At 48.3% G+C, this 14042-nt stretch carries 16 protein-coding genes; 8 read left to right on the top strand and 8 right to left on the bottom strand.

Annotation, left to right across the window (positions count from 1 at the left end):
- Complete coding sequence (locus PKO01S_RS02875) at positions 1–333, top strand: lipid-A-disaccharide synthase N-terminal domain-containing protein (RefSeq protein WP_127529784.1); 333 nt, start codon at positions 1–3, stop codon at positions 331–333.
- Between the two features lie 278 nt (positions 334–611).
- Positions 612–1505: a phosphotransferase family protein gene (locus PKO01S_RS02870; RefSeq protein WP_127529783.1), complete on the top strand. Its 894-nt coding sequence runs from the start codon at positions 612–614 to the stop codon at positions 1503–1505.
- A gap of 76 nt (positions 1506–1581) precedes the next feature.
- Here the strand turns inward: PKO01S_RS02870 and PKO01S_RS02865 are convergent, their stop codons facing one another.
- The 7 genes from PKO01S_RS02865 to PKO01S_RS02835 all read right to left on the bottom strand — a co-directional run bounded on the left by PKO01S_RS02865 (position 1582) and on the right by PKO01S_RS02835 (position 8801).
- Entirely contained in the window at positions 1582–2268 is a 687-nt protein-coding gene (locus PKO01S_RS02865) for a hypothetical protein (protein WP_127529782.1), read from the bottom strand.
- Entirely contained in the window at positions 2261–3028 is a 768-nt protein-coding gene (locus tag PKO01S_RS02860; RefSeq protein WP_127529781.1) for an ATP-binding cassette domain-containing protein, read from the bottom strand. Before PKO01S_RS02860 ends, PKO01S_RS02865 begins: the two co-directional genes overlap by 8 nt.
- Before the next feature lie 38 nt (positions 3029–3066).
- On the bottom strand, positions 3067–3681 hold the full coding sequence (locus PKO01S_RS02855; protein WP_246070423.1) for a TetR/AcrR family transcriptional regulator: 615 nt from the start codon (positions 3679–3681) through the stop codon (positions 3067–3069).
- Positions 3682–3722: 41 nt separating this feature from the next.
- Entirely contained in the window at positions 3723–5228 is a 1506-nt protein-coding gene (locus PKO01S_RS02850; protein ID WP_127529779.1) for an FAD-dependent oxidoreductase, read from the bottom strand.
- A gap of 274 nt (positions 5229–5502) precedes the next feature.
- Positions 5503–6255: an SDR family NAD(P)-dependent oxidoreductase gene (locus tag PKO01S_RS02845; RefSeq protein WP_127529778.1), complete on the bottom strand. Its 753-nt coding sequence runs from the start codon at positions 6253–6255 to the stop codon at positions 5503–5505.
- A gap of 25 nt (positions 6256–6280) precedes the next feature.
- On the bottom strand, positions 6281–7234 hold the full coding sequence (locus tag PKO01S_RS02840) for a helix-turn-helix transcriptional regulator (protein ID WP_127529777.1): 954 nt from the start codon (positions 7232–7234) through the stop codon (positions 6281–6283).
- Positions 7235–7280: 46 nt separating this feature from the next.
- A complete protein-coding gene (locus PKO01S_RS02835; protein ID WP_127529776.1) occupies positions 7281–8801 on the bottom strand; it encodes an MDR family MFS transporter in 1521 nt (506 codons plus the stop codon).
- A gap of 221 nt (positions 8802–9022) precedes the next feature.
- Between PKO01S_RS02835 and PKO01S_RS02830 the strand changes: the two genes are divergently transcribed.
- Both PKO01S_RS02830 and PKO01S_RS02825 read left to right on the top strand, forming a co-directional pair.
- Positions 9023–9427: a hypothetical protein gene (locus tag PKO01S_RS02830; RefSeq protein WP_127529775.1), complete on the top strand. Its 405-nt coding sequence runs from the start codon at positions 9023–9025 to the stop codon at positions 9425–9427.
- Between the two features lie 19 nt (positions 9428–9446).
- Positions 9447–9968, top strand: coding sequence for a hypothetical protein (locus PKO01S_RS02825; RefSeq protein WP_127529774.1), 522 nt, complete (start codon positions 9447–9449; stop codon positions 9966–9968).
- A 65-nt stretch (positions 9969–10033) separates the two neighbouring features.
- On the opposite strand, the gene PKO01S_RS02820 is transcribed toward PKO01S_RS02825, so the two are convergent.
- On the bottom strand, positions 10034–10633 hold the full coding sequence (locus tag PKO01S_RS02820; RefSeq protein ID WP_127529773.1) for a TetR/AcrR family transcriptional regulator: 600 nt from the start codon (positions 10631–10633) through the stop codon (positions 10034–10036).
- A 177-nt stretch (positions 10634–10810) separates the two neighbouring features.
- Here PKO01S_RS02820 and PKO01S_RS02815 point away from each other — a divergent pair, with 177 nt between their 5' ends.
- The 4 genes from PKO01S_RS02815 to PKO01S_RS02800 all read left to right on the top strand — a co-directional run bounded on the left by PKO01S_RS02815 (position 10811) and on the right by PKO01S_RS02800 (position 13967).
- Positions 10811–11548, top strand: a complete 738-nt coding sequence (locus PKO01S_RS02815) for an SDR family NAD(P)-dependent oxidoreductase (RefSeq protein ID WP_127529772.1) — start codon at positions 10811–10813, stop codon at positions 11546–11548.
- A gap of 60 nt (positions 11549–11608) precedes the next feature.
- The gene (locus PKO01S_RS02810) at positions 11609–12382 is read left to right on the top strand and encodes an SDR family NAD(P)-dependent oxidoreductase (RefSeq protein ID WP_127529771.1); all 774 of its coding nucleotides are present in this window, start codon (positions 11609–11611) and stop codon (positions 12380–12382) included.
- A gap of 260 nt (positions 12383–12642) precedes the next feature.
- Positions 12643–13167: a 5' nucleotidase, NT5C type gene (locus tag PKO01S_RS02805; RefSeq protein WP_127529770.1), complete on the top strand. Its 525-nt coding sequence runs from the start codon at positions 12643–12645 to the stop codon at positions 13165–13167.
- A 56-nt stretch (positions 13168–13223) separates the two neighbouring features.
- Positions 13224–13967 (top strand): HAD family hydrolase, encoded by a 744-nt coding sequence (locus PKO01S_RS02800; protein WP_127529769.1) that lies wholly within the window; start codon positions 13224–13226, stop codon positions 13965–13967.
- Positions 13968–14042: the final 75 nt, after the last annotated feature.

Below are 14042 nucleotides of genomic sequence, written 5' to 3'. Positions count from 1 at the left end.
ATGGGGCAGCTCACATTCAGCAACTTATCGGTCAGTGAAATCTGTTGGGTCGTATTCGGGTTCGCCGGACAGCTGCTGTTCACGATGCGTTTCATAACGCAATGGCTGGCGAGCGAGAAAGCGAAGCAGACGGTCGTGCCGCTGTCCTTCTGGGTCTACAGCATACTGGGCAGCGCGGTCCTGTCGGCATACGCGATCTACCGCCGCGACCCCGTCTTCATTCTGGGGCAATTGCCCAGCGTATTCATCTATATCCGGAATATCATGATCAACCGCAAAGCGAATTTGGCGGATGCGCAAACAGGCGGCCGGTCTGTCGATTCGAATATGTAGCGGCATGATTCGTGTTCGAGGATGAAGTAATCATCGGCAATTGAAATGCGATAGAAACGAAAGAAACAACCTTAGTTCGGGCGCTTGGCCGGATTAAGGTTGTTTTTGTTGTGCTGATCTCGTGGTGAACAGTACCCTAGCGATTCCATCCATGAAGGGGGACGTTGGAAAAAAGTCTTGGTACCGGTTCGAAATTATGATACATGTAATATATTGGATTTAATTTGGTTTTCATAGCAACAAATCGGAACAACCCGCTGCTAATCAGGAGGTTACATATGAGTTCTATTCTGAAAGTTATAGAAAAGCTAAAGTTAAACGTTTTGAATATTGATGATGTTCCGGAGTCATTTAGTTCCGATGTATACAAGCTTACTCTTGCCAGCGGAGCTAACGTTTTTGTGAAAATCCCATATAACAAGGACAAACTATTCCGCGAATATCAGATGCTTGAAACATTGAAAGGGATAATACCTGTTCCTGAGGTGTTGGACATTTGGTACGGGGATGAAAGCAGTACGGGAGCCTTGCTTCTTTCAGCCATTCAAGGTAAGCCTTGTACAGGGGACGTTGATGAGAAACTCTCTTATCAAATCGGCGTGTATCTGGCTATGCTCCATGAGGTTAAGACTCCTGGGTATGGTTACCATGTAACCGATGGGTTTAAGCTGCTTGAGCCTAATGATTGGAGATTACATATTAGAAGCATCTTTGAACAGTGGAAAGAGCCATGCAAAGAGATTCTCGACTCGACCTTGTATGAAAGATGTATTCTTCACTTTGACGAAGTTTTCTCTGCTTTACCCGATCCTGACGGGCCATGCATTGTTCATATGGATTTTAGACCAGGGAATATATTGGTGAATGGCAACGAGGTTGCTGGCATTATTGATTTCGAGAGTGCACGGGGCGGATCGTCGGAAATCGATTTTACCAAAGTGAATCGATATATTTGGGAAGTCAATCCGAGAACAAAGATGCCATTTATCGAAGGGTATCAATCGGTTCGACCTATGTTGGCTCTGGAGAGAGTGTTGCCGTTATATGATATTTACGATGCCTTCAGCGCAGTTGTTTGGTGTAAAAACAGAGGAATTGAAAAGAATCTGACTTTCCTTCAGGAGAATATTGATATTTTAAGAGCCTGTTCAAAAAGTTCAATAAACTCGTAAGAAAGCTAGGGTTGGTCCGAGAAGGGCCATCCCCGCAAGGGATGGCCCCAAAACTTGCCGTTAGATGATGAAGGGGTTAGATTAAGGCACGTCTTGCCGTAAACCACCAGCCGCCGGCTAGCAGCAAGCATGCAAGTGCGAGTGTCAATCCGAATCCTTGAAGAAGGGAATCGTTGGAGATCAGCGTCTTTAGTCCGTCGACAAGTTTACTGCGAAGCGGCGCGATCGACGTGAGGATGGGGATTGCCGCGATGAATACTGCCCAGATAACCCAACCTGCGGCGTGGCGCAATCCGGAGAACAATAGGTTCAAGAGCGATAGCAGAAACAGATAAGCGCCGAACTGGTACACCAACATTCCCGCAACGCCGAATTGATCCCATTGGAAAATTTCGAGAATATTAAATGTATGTTCATAATCACGGATCCAGTTTATCTCCAATTGGTACCAAGCAATGTTGAATACTGCGAAGATGAGCGACCATAACGCATAGATGATTAAGATGCCTACGTAATAATCTTTGCGGGTTGCGCCTAAGTTGATGATCCTTCTGAAAAAGCTTACCGGCAGGACGCTGCCCACGAAGATCAGGAATAGCGTAAATAGGTTCCCGGCTGACACCGAAGAGTTCTCTCCTGCTCCCATGGATAGACTTAAGATTAGATCTGTAATCAAACTGACGGCAAAGATGCCTAGAATAATCAACAGATACAACTTAAGCTGTAAGAAGGATGCTTTCGTCAATACAGCGATTTTATTCAATTCGCTGCCCCCCTTCGATTAAATAGGAGAAGAATTTCTGCAGCGGCAGGCCTTCGATGGAGATGCCGAGCTTATGAGCCTGCTGTCTGTCCGCATCTCCGAGCGGTCCGTATACGGCAGCCAGAAATCCTTTGCCGTGAGCCTCCTTATAGATGACTTGCCTTCCGTTTATGAAAATTTCTATAGCTTCTCGTTCGCCAGTCAATAAATGAGACTGATTTCGGAGATGGTCCACTTCGTCTTGCAGCAGAATGCGGTAGAATCGCTCCCGCATCAGCACATCAAGACCAAGCACCGGTTCGTCGTAAATCGTTAGTGGCGCCCGGCTTGCCAGACCGATGATATTCCCTACTAGCGATTCCATGCCTCTAGAGAGCTGGCGGATTTTCTTGTTGGGGTTGAGGTTGAAGGTTCTAAGCAGCTCGTGGGCGAATGTCCAGTCCCAGTTTTTGTGGAACACGGATGCAAGCTGCAGGATCTCCATCACTTTCGCGCTGCCGAAGAATAGATTTTTCTCCCGTATATAGCAGACGTCTTGTGGAGTTTCGCCTATCCTGAGCCGGGACCCTGCGATTTCGATTTGGCCGTAACTGGGGAATATGCCGCCTGTGATCATATTCAGCAGAGTCGTTTTTCCAGCTCCGTTGCGGCCAAGCAATCCATAGATGGTTTTCTCGGTCAGATTCATTGCGAGATGGCTGACAGCATCATGTTTTCCGTAGCTTTTGGTTAGGTTCGTGCAAGTAACCATTGTACTCATCTCCGATCATCTCCCGCCCTTCGCTTGAAAATGATTTTTTAAAGAGCAGCGGCCTTGGGGCCGGCTACGATACGCAGAACCATTTCGGCTTCCGGCATCCGATAGTTGTCTGCCATAGGCATGTTGAATGTTGCCAGAGCGGAAAGTGTGATCAGGAAGGAGGAGATTAAGATCGATAGATCTCCATCGACGAATTGTTGCGTTTCCTGTCCTTCTATGAACAATGGCAGCAGCAGTTCCACATAGTGGTCCATCGAGTATTTGTTAATCATTTGCTTAACTTCCGGCGGAACTTCATCCGAAACATGAGCTTGTTGGATCAGCATAAACGGGTATTGCGATTTTACGTCCTCCAACACGCTTGTGGTAAAAGCCTTTAGTTTTTCATACGGAGAACCGGGAAGTTGATAGATGGTTTTCAACGCGTTGACGGATTCTTCCATCGCTACTTCGATAAGCGCAATGAACAGCTCTTCTTTGGATTCAAAAAAACGGTAAAGCTGGCCGGCACTGAGACCGGCTTCATCGGCGATCATACTCATCTTGGCTCTATTCCAGCCTCGCTGGGCAAAGACTCGATAGGCAGCTTCCATAATTTGTTCTCTTCGTGCTTTACGTCTGCCGAGAAGTTGTTTTTCGGTTAAAGGTGACATGAGCTGCAAAATTCACTCCTTTGATTGATAACCATTCCATGTTAGGGTTGCTGCATCAATTGATCCATCGTTGCAAATGCCGCCCGTTCAAAAGAAGGCATGTTGTGTTCGAGCAGTTCTTCGATTGACCTGTCGGAGCCTGCGGCTAACTCATATAACAGTTGTTTGCCGGCGTCGGAACCGTCAGCAAGCAGGGAGGAAACCAAGTGCGGATTGAACAGCTCGGAAGGAGAGAGGTACAAGGAATTCACGAGCCAATACAATCCGTGTAATTGATAATCGGTCTGCTCCGTTGAATGTCTAAGGATGAATTCAAAATAGCGTTGTGCAAAAGTTAAACCTTTTAACGGCTCGGGCCCGACATGCTCGACTCCTGGCCACCTCAAGTCAGCGACGCCGTTTAACCACCAGGCGGGCTCAATCGTATCCTGCATTCGCTGGAGAACGCTCAGTTCGAAGTCGGATCGAGGCCGGAGTTGCTGCTGTGACAAGCAAGCTGCCAAAATTTCTGCTTCGATCGCGGCGACGGTCATTCCTTGGCCGTAGATGGGATCAAACTGAGCAAAGGCATCTCCCATAACCAACAGACCGGACGGCCAACGCCGCATTTGCTCAAAATGTTGTCGGGTCAGCTCCGGCACGCGGTAACCGCGTGGAGAAGACACAGGCTCAAGTTCCTGCAGCCTTTCCATAAATATCGGATTTGCCAATTGGGCTACTTCGCGTTCGAATTGCTCTGCATTCGTAGCGGGATAACGGCCTCCCAAACCCCATAGTGTCATTTCGGCAATATTATTTTCAATAACAGACAATACGGCTGTATAAGTCCCTCTGGCAGGGTCACCTTCGGAACGGAGGACGTTCCATTGATCTGCTTTATCGGAAGGGATTTTGTAATGGCGCGTACTGTATCCCAGGGATACTCTCAGCAGCTCCGGTTCAGGCACATCATAACCGAGCTCGGTCAGCCATTGGACCGCTTTGGAGGAACGGCCGCTGCAATCGATCACAAGGTCCGACGTAATAGGGTTCACCTGCGCTTGGGCTGAACCTCGTTCCTGGATTTGCACCCCGATGATTTGGGAACGGTCCGGCGTTGGATAGAAACCTAACACGTCTGTCCGGGCTAGAAAATGAACGTGCGGAATCATCTGCACACGTCTGCGGAGCGCCCATTCCAGCAGCGCTCTGCTGAACAAAGCTTCTTGTTGAGGGTTGACGGTGACCATGTTTCCGTACGGATTAATCAGATAACTTGCTCTGCCCTGTGATGAAGGAGCACCGTTCGTCAGCAGTTCCTCCGTAAGGCCTGGAAACAAACGATTCAAGATCAAACTACCCCGAGGGCTTAGCCGATGGGGCTGAAACGCTTGCGGAGTACCGGGTCGATTCTCAGGCAGATCGGGTAAGGCATCTCTGTCAATTACCAGAATTTCGCCATAATACTCAGACAGCACCTTGGCAGCCAATAATCCTGATATCCCGCCACCGATTACTATGGCTCGTTCAGTGGTGCTCTTCGTAGCCGTATACTTCGTGTCAGTCATACGGTCTTCCTCCTGTTATGAAGTATGGTTTCCGTTCTCAATAACGTTCTTGAGGTTGAGCAAGTCCTGTTGGGCACTGGCAAATGATCTAAATCAGAGGCGTACTCGTAAACGGAATCGGACGAAGATAGAATGAACCATTCATTCATTTTTAAAATTAACAAACGGATATAGATTTGTCAATAATTACTTATATGAACGGGCTTTTATCAAAGAAAGGGCCATCCCGTATAAAGGGTGGCCCTGGAGCTATCATTTACAGACGTTGCGGTGCTCACTCCATGACAAGTCCGCCGGTGACAGGTGTGTAGGTTCCCGTCAGGAATCTAGCGCCATCCCCTGCGAGAAATGTAATAACTCCTGCGACATCCTCCGGTTCGGCGATCCGGCCCAGTGGCGTAAAGCTGCCGATTACTCGGCTTTCTTCCTCTGAGATCTTAAAAGGCTCATCGGTTCTAACGAAGCCGGGAGCGACGATGTTAGCCGAGATTCCAGCAGGGCCGAATTCTTGCGCAATATATCGAGCAAACGTATCGAGCCCGCCTTTCGCAGTACCGAAAGCAATATATTGAGGGGTAGGATCTTTGCCCTCCGTACTGGAAAGATAGATGATTCTGCCAGAACGCTGGGCCATCATCGTAGGGATGACGGCCTTCGTGGGCTCGAATGCCGATTTCAATTCATCCGTCAGCTGCTGTTCGAATGATTCCCAAGAGAGCTCGGCAAAGGTGGAAGCGATAGTGCCGGAATTGGAATTGCAGATGAGAACGTCGATACGTCCGAATGCGTTCTTCACGGCATCTGCGAGCTGTTCCATTTGCTCTTTGCTGCGAGCGTCCGCGCGAAAGGCAAGAGCTTCGCCGCCGGCGGCAGTAATCTCGGAGACAACGGATTGGATGGCTAGCTCATCCTCATTGCCGCTGACCACAACCTTGGCCCCTAGTAGAGCTAATTGCATACACGTTGCACGCCCAATCCCCCGAGCGCCCCCGGTAACAATGACTACTTTTCCGTGCAGAGACATCATAAGCAAGCAACCTCCTTCCTTGAACCTATTCCGTATCCTGCATACCATATTGCCTTGCAATATCTAGTGCTGTCTGCTTCACTTTGGCCGCAAGATGTGCAGGCTCAAGCACAATAACATCCGTCATATACTGGAGTACCGTACGAATCAGCCAACTTTCACTCGAAAAGGCCGTGCGCACCATAAGCTGTCCGTCCGGCAGCCGTTCAATATCTTGATGGTCAAAATGGTCCATCACGCTCACAGCGGCCGATGCTTTAAATTGAAGAATAACGGAAAACTTCTCATTCCTCTCAGGCGCTATCCATCTTTCATTCAATTGCGCGAGCGATTCTGCTCGACGAATGAAGGTGCCCGTCTGCACATCCAATTCCCGAATCCGCGTCAGCTTGAAAATACGATAATCGCTGCGCAAGCGGCAATAACCGTGAAGGTACCATGCATAGTTCTTGAGCACGAGCGCCATCGGCTCGACTTCACGTCCTTGCTCATCGCCTGTTCGGCTCGTGTAGTTGAATCGGACAAGCTTTCGCTCATCCACAGCTTGGCGCAGCGAATCATAACGGCTCTGGTCTTCTTGGCTATTCTTCCAGGGAGTGAAGTCGATATGGATACGCTGCCCTTCTCCTGCCCGGCCTTGCTCAGCTTGCGCCACCATCGCCCCCACTTTACTGAGAAGGAGGTCCATGTTCGAGGAATCATAAGCTTTCGTAGATTCGAGACCGCGAAGTGCGGTTGAGAGGGCGGTCAGCTCATGGAAGGACAGCAATTGACGATCCAGCCGGAAGCTGTCCATAATCTCATAACCGCCCTCCATACCGGTATAGGAGACGATGGGAATGCCTGCTTGACCAAGCGATTCGAGATCGCGATAAATGGTTCGCAAGGATACTTCAAGCTGATCCGCCAATTCCTGTGCTTGTACCCGCTTGCGGTTGAGCAGCAATATCGTAATGGTCATTAATCGTTCAAGCTTCATGGTCATGTCTCCTATGCCGGCATGCCGCAGCCCGCCGTTATATGAATTAATGTGCGGTTGCCAGTTCCTCGCCTTCGGCAGCCGGTTCCATTTTATCCTTCGTCATCAGGCATGCTGCAATCAGCGCTAGAACAGCAGGGATAAGACTCCATGCAAAGGTGGTTTCAATGGATCCTGACAGCCCGGCAGTAACGGTATCAAGAAGCTGAGGATCAACCGTTTGACGGAACGATGGATTCAGCAGCGAATGAGGATCGCTTAAGTTCAAATCAGCAGGAACGGCGATGTCGCCTTGGCCGAGCGATGCGGTGAGCTTCGAGAGCATGCTGTGGCTCTGTATAATGCCGAAGATCGTAATGCCAAGCGCCATGCCGAGCGAGCGATTAAAATTCAACGTCGAGCTTGCCGCTCCGCGCTGTGCTGCAGGGAACGAATGAAGCACAGAAGTGCCTAACACCGAGAAGGAAGCGCCAATGCCAAGTCCGATTAGGATCATAATGCCCGTAATCGAAAGCCGAGAAGATTCTACCGTAATCTGCGAGAGGAAGGCAAGACCTGTCAGCAGCGTCGCCAGCGTTCCGATCATAATGGTTCGGTATTGCAGCTTCGTCATCAGGAATCCGCCAAGCGTTGCGGTGACGACCGAACCGAACATCATCGGCAATAAGGTCAAGCCCGAATTCGAGGCCGAACCGCCTAATACGCCTTGCACGTAGATCGGAATAAAGATTGCCGCTGTCATATAGGCAGCTCCGCTCAGCATGGCAACCAGATTGCTTGTTGCGTACAATCTGCTGCGGAATAAGCCGAACGAGATGATCGGTTCTGCGGCTTTTTTCTCTGCCAGGACAAGGAGGAAGGCAAGAACGGCGAATCCGGCGAACAACCCGATGATTTGCAGTGAGTCCCATGCGTAGGTTTTGCCGCCCAGCTCAAGGGCGAATATAAAGCAGATGATCGTTCCGACGAGAAGAATAGAACCTGCCCAGTCGATTTTCTGCCGCGAATGCTCTGCCGACTCTTTATAGAACAAGACGATCATTAGTAAAGCGATGATGCCCAGCGGCAGATTGATATAGAAAATCCAAGACCAGTTAATATGATCGGTGATGTACCCGCCCAGCAAGGGGCCGATTACACTCGACAAACCGAATACGGCCCCGAAAGCTCCCATCATCTTCCCGCGGTCCTTAGGCGACACGACGTCGAACAAGATGGTGAACGCAATGGATACCATTGCCCCGGCTCCGACCCCTTGTATAGCCCGAAAGATACTTAACGCAACGATCGATTGCGCGAAGCCGCATAGTGCGGAACCGATCATGAACATGATGATTCCGAAGATAAAAAATCGTTTGCGTCCATACATATCGGACAGTTTGCCGAAGATCGGCATGCAGGCCATCTCTGCGACCATGTACGCTGTGGTGACCCACACGAACTTATCGAGTCCGCCCATCTCTCCGACGATCGTGCCCATTGCAGTAGAGACAATGGTGTTGTCCATGGACGCCATCAGAATAGCAAGCAGCAGTCCCCCAACGATAGCTGGCAATTTGTTAGTCATACGTTTCCATTCCCTTCTTGTACCTGAATTGATTGCTGAACAATCATCTGAAACCATCATAAGCTTCCCTTGTTGACAACTGTGTGTCAGGGAAGAAGGGCTGCGGCGATTTTTTCTGAAAAACAGCTATATGTCGTCAGTCGTTTTCGAACCTCCCAGTTACAGGGAAATTCAATCATTTTGTCGAATAAGTAGTCATCTAAATGAAGGAGACAAGGGAAATGACAATAGATGAATGTAAAAAATTTTTAGAGGATTCTGTGATCGTGGAAGATGTTTGTTCAAAATATATCCAGAACCTTGAGAATACAAAAGAATTTATTGATTGCTTTATAAAAGGCTTCGTTGAGGAAGGAAAGGATTGTTCTTTTGATTTTGCGGAGGTATTCAGTTCAGAGGAAATGGTTACTGAGAATATTGAATTAAGAGGGAATCAATTTTATGTTTCATTTCATTATCCTTATTTACTTTCTGTCTGGAGAGATCAAACACAGCTTGCCAGAGTGACAGCAACAGCAGACGGTGAATGTGTAATTGAAAATGATGAAGAAATTACAGAAGAAGACATAAAAATATTACGTCTTAAAAACATGGAAGAGGAATATGACGACATATCAATTCTATAGGAATAGAGAAGGTGGCTAAATGAATATCTGTTTGAAGTTCGGTGACACATCCATTATTGGATTAGTTAATGCTCAGGAATATAAATCCTTTGTTAATAGTGACTGGAAACTAAATGAACTTTTAAATCATTTCTCAGAACAAATGACTAATGGGAATTTATTGGTTTACCAGATGACGAATGAGGGCATTGAACACTCATGGAATATTCTTATAGAGAATGGTTCTGATATAACGGATGAGGAATTTTATAGGAAAGCAGAGGGATATATTAAAGTCACAAGTAACCGATTATACATCGTTGACTATGATTGTTTAACGATGTCTGCTCAATTTGAAGATAGCGGGGTTCCAGATAAGAACTGCAAGAAAAACGAAATTGACCTAAGCAACGGCACCTATAAAGTTACTTTTTATCAGTATTACAATGTCGATGAGAGTAACTATATGGGAAGAACAGATATGGATGCGAAAATGGTCTTTACTTTAGTCTCTGATTTCCAAGATAATACTGATCAGGTATTCTGGTGCACTTATTACTAATGGCCATCCAATCTGGATGGCCCTTTTCCATATCGTTATAGTAGACGAATTGGTGTGGATACCCATTATTCGAGCCCGCCATGCTTCCCTACATACTTGATCGAGTGAATATGCGTTCTCGTTAGATCGATCACTTCCTTAATGAATTCCTCAAGAGATTCCTTGAAATTGCCCCTGATCCACATCACAATCAGTCCGTAAAAGCCGAAGGCTGTGTACCGTTTGAAATAATCCATGTTGACCTGCATGTTATTGATCGTTTGGAACTGGAACTGTTCTTGATAGATATTCAGAATCGTCTGAGGGAATTGAGTGTGCAGCCCTGGCAGCGTGTCATCGAACGTAATCAGCTCGAAAAAATCCCGGTGTTCATAGATGTAAGCAATGATGGCGAACGAAGGCGGATTCAGCTTCTCAGCGTACACTTGTTGGCCGGGGATATAGGGCTTCCCTACGGAATCCTCTAGCCCTTGCATCATGGAAGCAAGCAAATCATCAGCCAGCTCTATTTTGTCCTGATAATGCACATAGAAGGTGCTGCGGTTATAAGCGGCGCATTCCACAATGTCCCGGACAGTCACGGAATGGTAGCCTTTCTCTTTGATGAGCTTGATGAAAGCGGTCTTCAAATGCTCTTTCGTCCGGTTTCGTTGCCGGTCATTCATGAATGAATTTCTCCTCAACAAGACATTTTTGATCGAAGTGTCTACGGACTGAACATCCGCGTAAACCTTGATGATTGTTATAAATGTACGAAAAAGTACAATGAAAGTGTAAACTAAATAGCGGCTGCATTCAGTAGTCATGCTATTCTCATAAACCTACTGCTAGGAGGATCAACTATGGGTAAACTGCAGGACAAGGTAGCGGTCATTACGGGCGGAGCTTCCGGAATTGGCGCAGCGACAGCACGGTTGTTCGTGTCCGAAGGAGCTAAGGTGGTTCTTGTCGATCTGAATGAAGAGAAGGGATTGGCATTCGAGCAAGAATTAAAGGCGCTTAACGCCGAAGCCCTGTTCATAAAAGCGAATATTACAAGCGAAGATGAAGTAGCCGACATTTTCCAAAAGACAGTCGAAGCGTTCGGCAAAGTGGATGTCGTGTTCAACAATGCAGGCATCGGACGCGTACATTCTTCGCATGATCTGGAATACGCCGAGTGGCGCAATACCGTCAACGTTGACTTGGACGGCGTGTTCTTGGTAGCACGTGAAGCGATCCGCGAAATGTTGAAAACGGGCGGAGGTTCGATCGTTAATACAGCGTCTATGTACGGCTGGGTCGGCTCGCCTGGTTCGGCAGCCTATAATGCAGCTAAAGGCGGCGTCATTAACTTGACTCGTTCGCTTGCGCTTGAATATGCGGAACACCATATTCGGATTAACTCATTATGTCCAGGCTTTATTGATACACCTATCATTCCGGAGGAAAGCAAACAAGCGTTAGCTGCGCTTACGCCAATGAAGCGTCTCGGTCAAGCAGATGAAATGGCCAAAGCTGTTCTGTTCATGGCGTGTGATGATTCTTCCTTTATGACAGGCAATAGCTTGACGGTTGACGGCGGATACACGGCTCAATAAACAACCTTGATGGATACATTTCACCAAACTTATATTCATCATTCCAGGAGGGATATAATCATGGGAAAATTCGACGGAAAAGTGATCGTCATTACGGGTGCGGCAGGCGGAATCGGGAAAGCAACGGCTAAGAAGCTGGCAGAGCAAGGAGCGAAGCTTGCTTTGGTCGATCTGAACCTTGGTGCGGTTCAACAGGTCGTGTCGGAATTGGGACTTGATGATTCGCGTGCAATTGCTCTTCAGGCTAACGTAGCGAACGAAGAGGAAGTTAAAGCTTACGTGGACACAGCTGTCGGGAAGTTCGGGAAAATAGACGGTTTCTTCAATAACGCAGGGGTCGAAGGCATTACGGCTAATATCGAGGATTATCCAACAGAAACATTCGAACTTGTGTTCAACGTCAATGTGAAGGGCGCATTCCTTGGCTTAAAATATGTCGTGCCTGTGATGAAAAAGCAAGGGTACGGCAGCATCGTGAATACGTCCTCCGGCGCCGGACTGATCGGTGCGCCTGGATTCGTCGGCTACAACAGTTCTAAGCATGCCGTGATCGGCATGACCAAGGTCGTGGCATTAGAAACGGCTCCATTCGGCGTTCGGGTGAATGCCGTGGCGCCTGGTGTAATCAACACCCGCATGATGCGCCAGATCGAGAAAAACACGGTCCCTCAAGACGCCGAAGGAGCGAGACAAGCGTTCGGCGCAGCAGTCCCGATGGGAAGATACGGAGAGGCTGAAGAGGTTGCGAACGTAGCCGTGTTCCTGCTATCCGATGACGCTTCCTACGTGTCGCAATCGATCTACACGGTCGATGGCGGTCAAATTAACCAGTAACGACTTGCGTGTATGTATGCCGCAGCAATAGTTAAATAGGAAACCTGCGACGGGTTACCAAAACAAAGAGAGGGCTCATCGTCCTCTCTTGTTTGCGTTTCATTCACCCATTGCTGATGCTGGGGGAACAAATGGATCGAGTATCTTGTGATTTTATCGTAAAATTAACTCCTTTCCGGGTACTATTCAGACGCGGCAAGCGCGCATGAAAAGGATATTTCATCTCTTTCACGAATAGTTGAACGACGGAGGTGGTTTCCATGAAACGAATTGCAATCGATATGGATGAAGTTGTGGCGGATACGACGGCCAAGCAGTTGGCGGTCTTTAACGAACACTTCAATGAAGCGTTAACGGCCCAGGATACGAATGGATCGAGGTTGTGGAAGCTTTACCCGGAGCGGGCGGAACGGATAATCCAGTTTTTGAACGAGCCGAAGTTTTTCCGCGATCTAGCCGTTATCGAGGGAAGCCAACAGGTTATTCGCGAGCTTAGCGAGCGGTACGAAATCTTTTTTACGACGGCCGCGATGGAGCATCCTTCGTCTTTCACGTGCAAGTACGAATGGCTGAGAGAGCATTTTCCTTGGATATCGCCGATGAATTACGTGTTCTGCGGTGACAAAAGCATTATCCAAGCGGACTATTTGATCGATGATACTCCTCGGCATTTTGAACGATTTCAAGGACAAGGCATATTATTCTCGGCCCCCCACAATATATATGAGACAGGATATATTCGAGTGAACAACTGGCAAGAGGTGCGCGACTACTTCTTGAAGTAAGAGCTGCCGCTATCCTGTAATGGGTTGTCATTCATCTATATAATTGGAGTGGGGATATGAACAAACAAACGATTATTTTCGATCTCGACGATACGCTCGTTCATTGCAATAAATATTTCGGAATCGTGATTGATCAGTTTCTAGACCGAATGATGACCTTGTTTCCGCGAACCGAGCGGGCGGTTATTCGCAGCAGGCTGATGGAGATCGATCTTGCATCTGTGGCAGCGAACGGGCTGACAATGGAGCATTTGCCGGAGTCGTTCGTCGCGACCTATAAGGCGTTCTGCGGGGAACAGGGGGCTGCGGCCGACAACCGAACGGCGGATGAGCTGTACAATTTGGGACTTAGTGTATTCTCCATTCCGGTTGAGCCGCTGCCGCAAATGGTGGAGACGCTTGAGCGGCTGCGCGATGAAGGCTATCGTCTGGTGCTTCACACGGGCGGGGAAGAGTCGAATCAGTATCGTAAAATAACGCAGCTCGAGCTGTCTGCCTATTTTGACACGCGGATTTATATTTCGAAGCATAAGGATACGGCAGCTCTCCAGCGGATCGTCGATCAGATGAGGCTGAACCTGGCCGATGCTTGGATGATCGGCAACTCGCTTCGGACCGACGTCATGCCGGGACTATCCGTCGGCTTGAACGTTATTCATATTCCGACCGAAGACGAGTGGGAATATAACAACATCGAGATCGACGTGAAGCCGCGAGGCGCGTACCTCACGTTGAAGTCCCTGGAAGCAATCCCGGACGCGATCCGGGCATATGCGGACCGGGAAGCGGCGGAGCGTTGAGCGGCTGTGGATGAGTTAGTCAGGTAAACGTTGAATATCCGACGTAGTACCGCGTCCGGTCAAAGTAAAATTACT

This window comes from Paenibacillus kobensis NBRC 15729 (genome assembly GCF_004000825.1).
GTDB classification, from domain to species: domain Bacteria; phylum Bacillota; class Bacilli; order Paenibacillales; family Paenibacillaceae; genus Paenibacillus_T; species Paenibacillus_T kobensis.
This window is presented reverse-complemented; position numbering and strand designations above follow the sequence as displayed.

Coding starts and splice junctions, on each gene's coding strand:
- PKO01S_RS02805 (WP_127529770.1), top strand. CDS start 12,643: ATGAAACGAATTGCAATCGATATGGATGAAGTTGTGGCGGATACGACG.
- PKO01S_RS02800 (WP_127529769.1), top strand. CDS start 13,224: ATGAACAAACAAACGATTATTTTCGATCTCGACGATACGCTCGTTCAT.
- PKO01S_RS02840 (WP_127529777.1), bottom strand. CDS start 7,234: ATGAAGCTTGAACGATTAATGACCATTACGATATTGCTGCTCAACCGC.
- PKO01S_RS02835 (WP_127529776.1), bottom strand. CDS start 8,801: ATGACTAACAAATTGCCAGCTATCGTTGGGGGACTGCTGCTTGCTATT.
- PKO01S_RS02870 (WP_127529783.1), top strand. CDS start 612: ATGAGTTCTATTCTGAAAGTTATAGAAAAGCTAAAGTTAAACGTTTTG.
- PKO01S_RS02860 (WP_127529781.1), bottom strand. CDS start 3,028: ATGAGTACAATGGTTACTTGCACGAACCTAACCAAAAGCTACGGAAAA.
- PKO01S_RS02820 (WP_127529773.1), bottom strand. CDS start 10,633: ATGAATGACCGGCAACGAAACCGGACGAAAGAGCATTTGAAGACCGCT.
- PKO01S_RS02810 (WP_127529771.1), top strand. CDS start 11,609: ATGGGAAAATTCGACGGAAAAGTGATCGTCATTACGGGTGCGGCAGGC.
- PKO01S_RS02830 (WP_127529775.1), top strand. CDS start 9,023: ATGACAATAGATGAATGTAAAAAATTTTTAGAGGATTCTGTGATCGTG.
- PKO01S_RS02855 (WP_246070423.1), bottom strand. CDS start 3,681: ATGTCACCTTTAACCGAAAAACAACTTCTCGGCAGACGTAAAGCACGA.
- PKO01S_RS02825 (WP_127529774.1), top strand. CDS start 9,447: ATGAATATCTGTTTGAAGTTCGGTGACACATCCATTATTGGATTAGTT.
- PKO01S_RS02875 (WP_127529784.1), top strand. CDS start 1: ATGGGGCAGCTCACATTCAGCAACTTATCGGTCAGTGAAATCTGTTGG.
- PKO01S_RS02850 (WP_127529779.1), bottom strand. CDS start 5,228: ATGACTGACACGAAGTATACGGCTACGAAGAGCACCACTGAACGAGCC.
- PKO01S_RS02845 (WP_127529778.1), bottom strand. CDS start 6,255: ATGATGTCTCTGCACGGAAAAGTAGTCATTGTTACCGGGGGCGCTCGG.
- PKO01S_RS02815 (WP_127529772.1), top strand. CDS start 10,811: ATGGGTAAACTGCAGGACAAGGTAGCGGTCATTACGGGCGGAGCTTCC.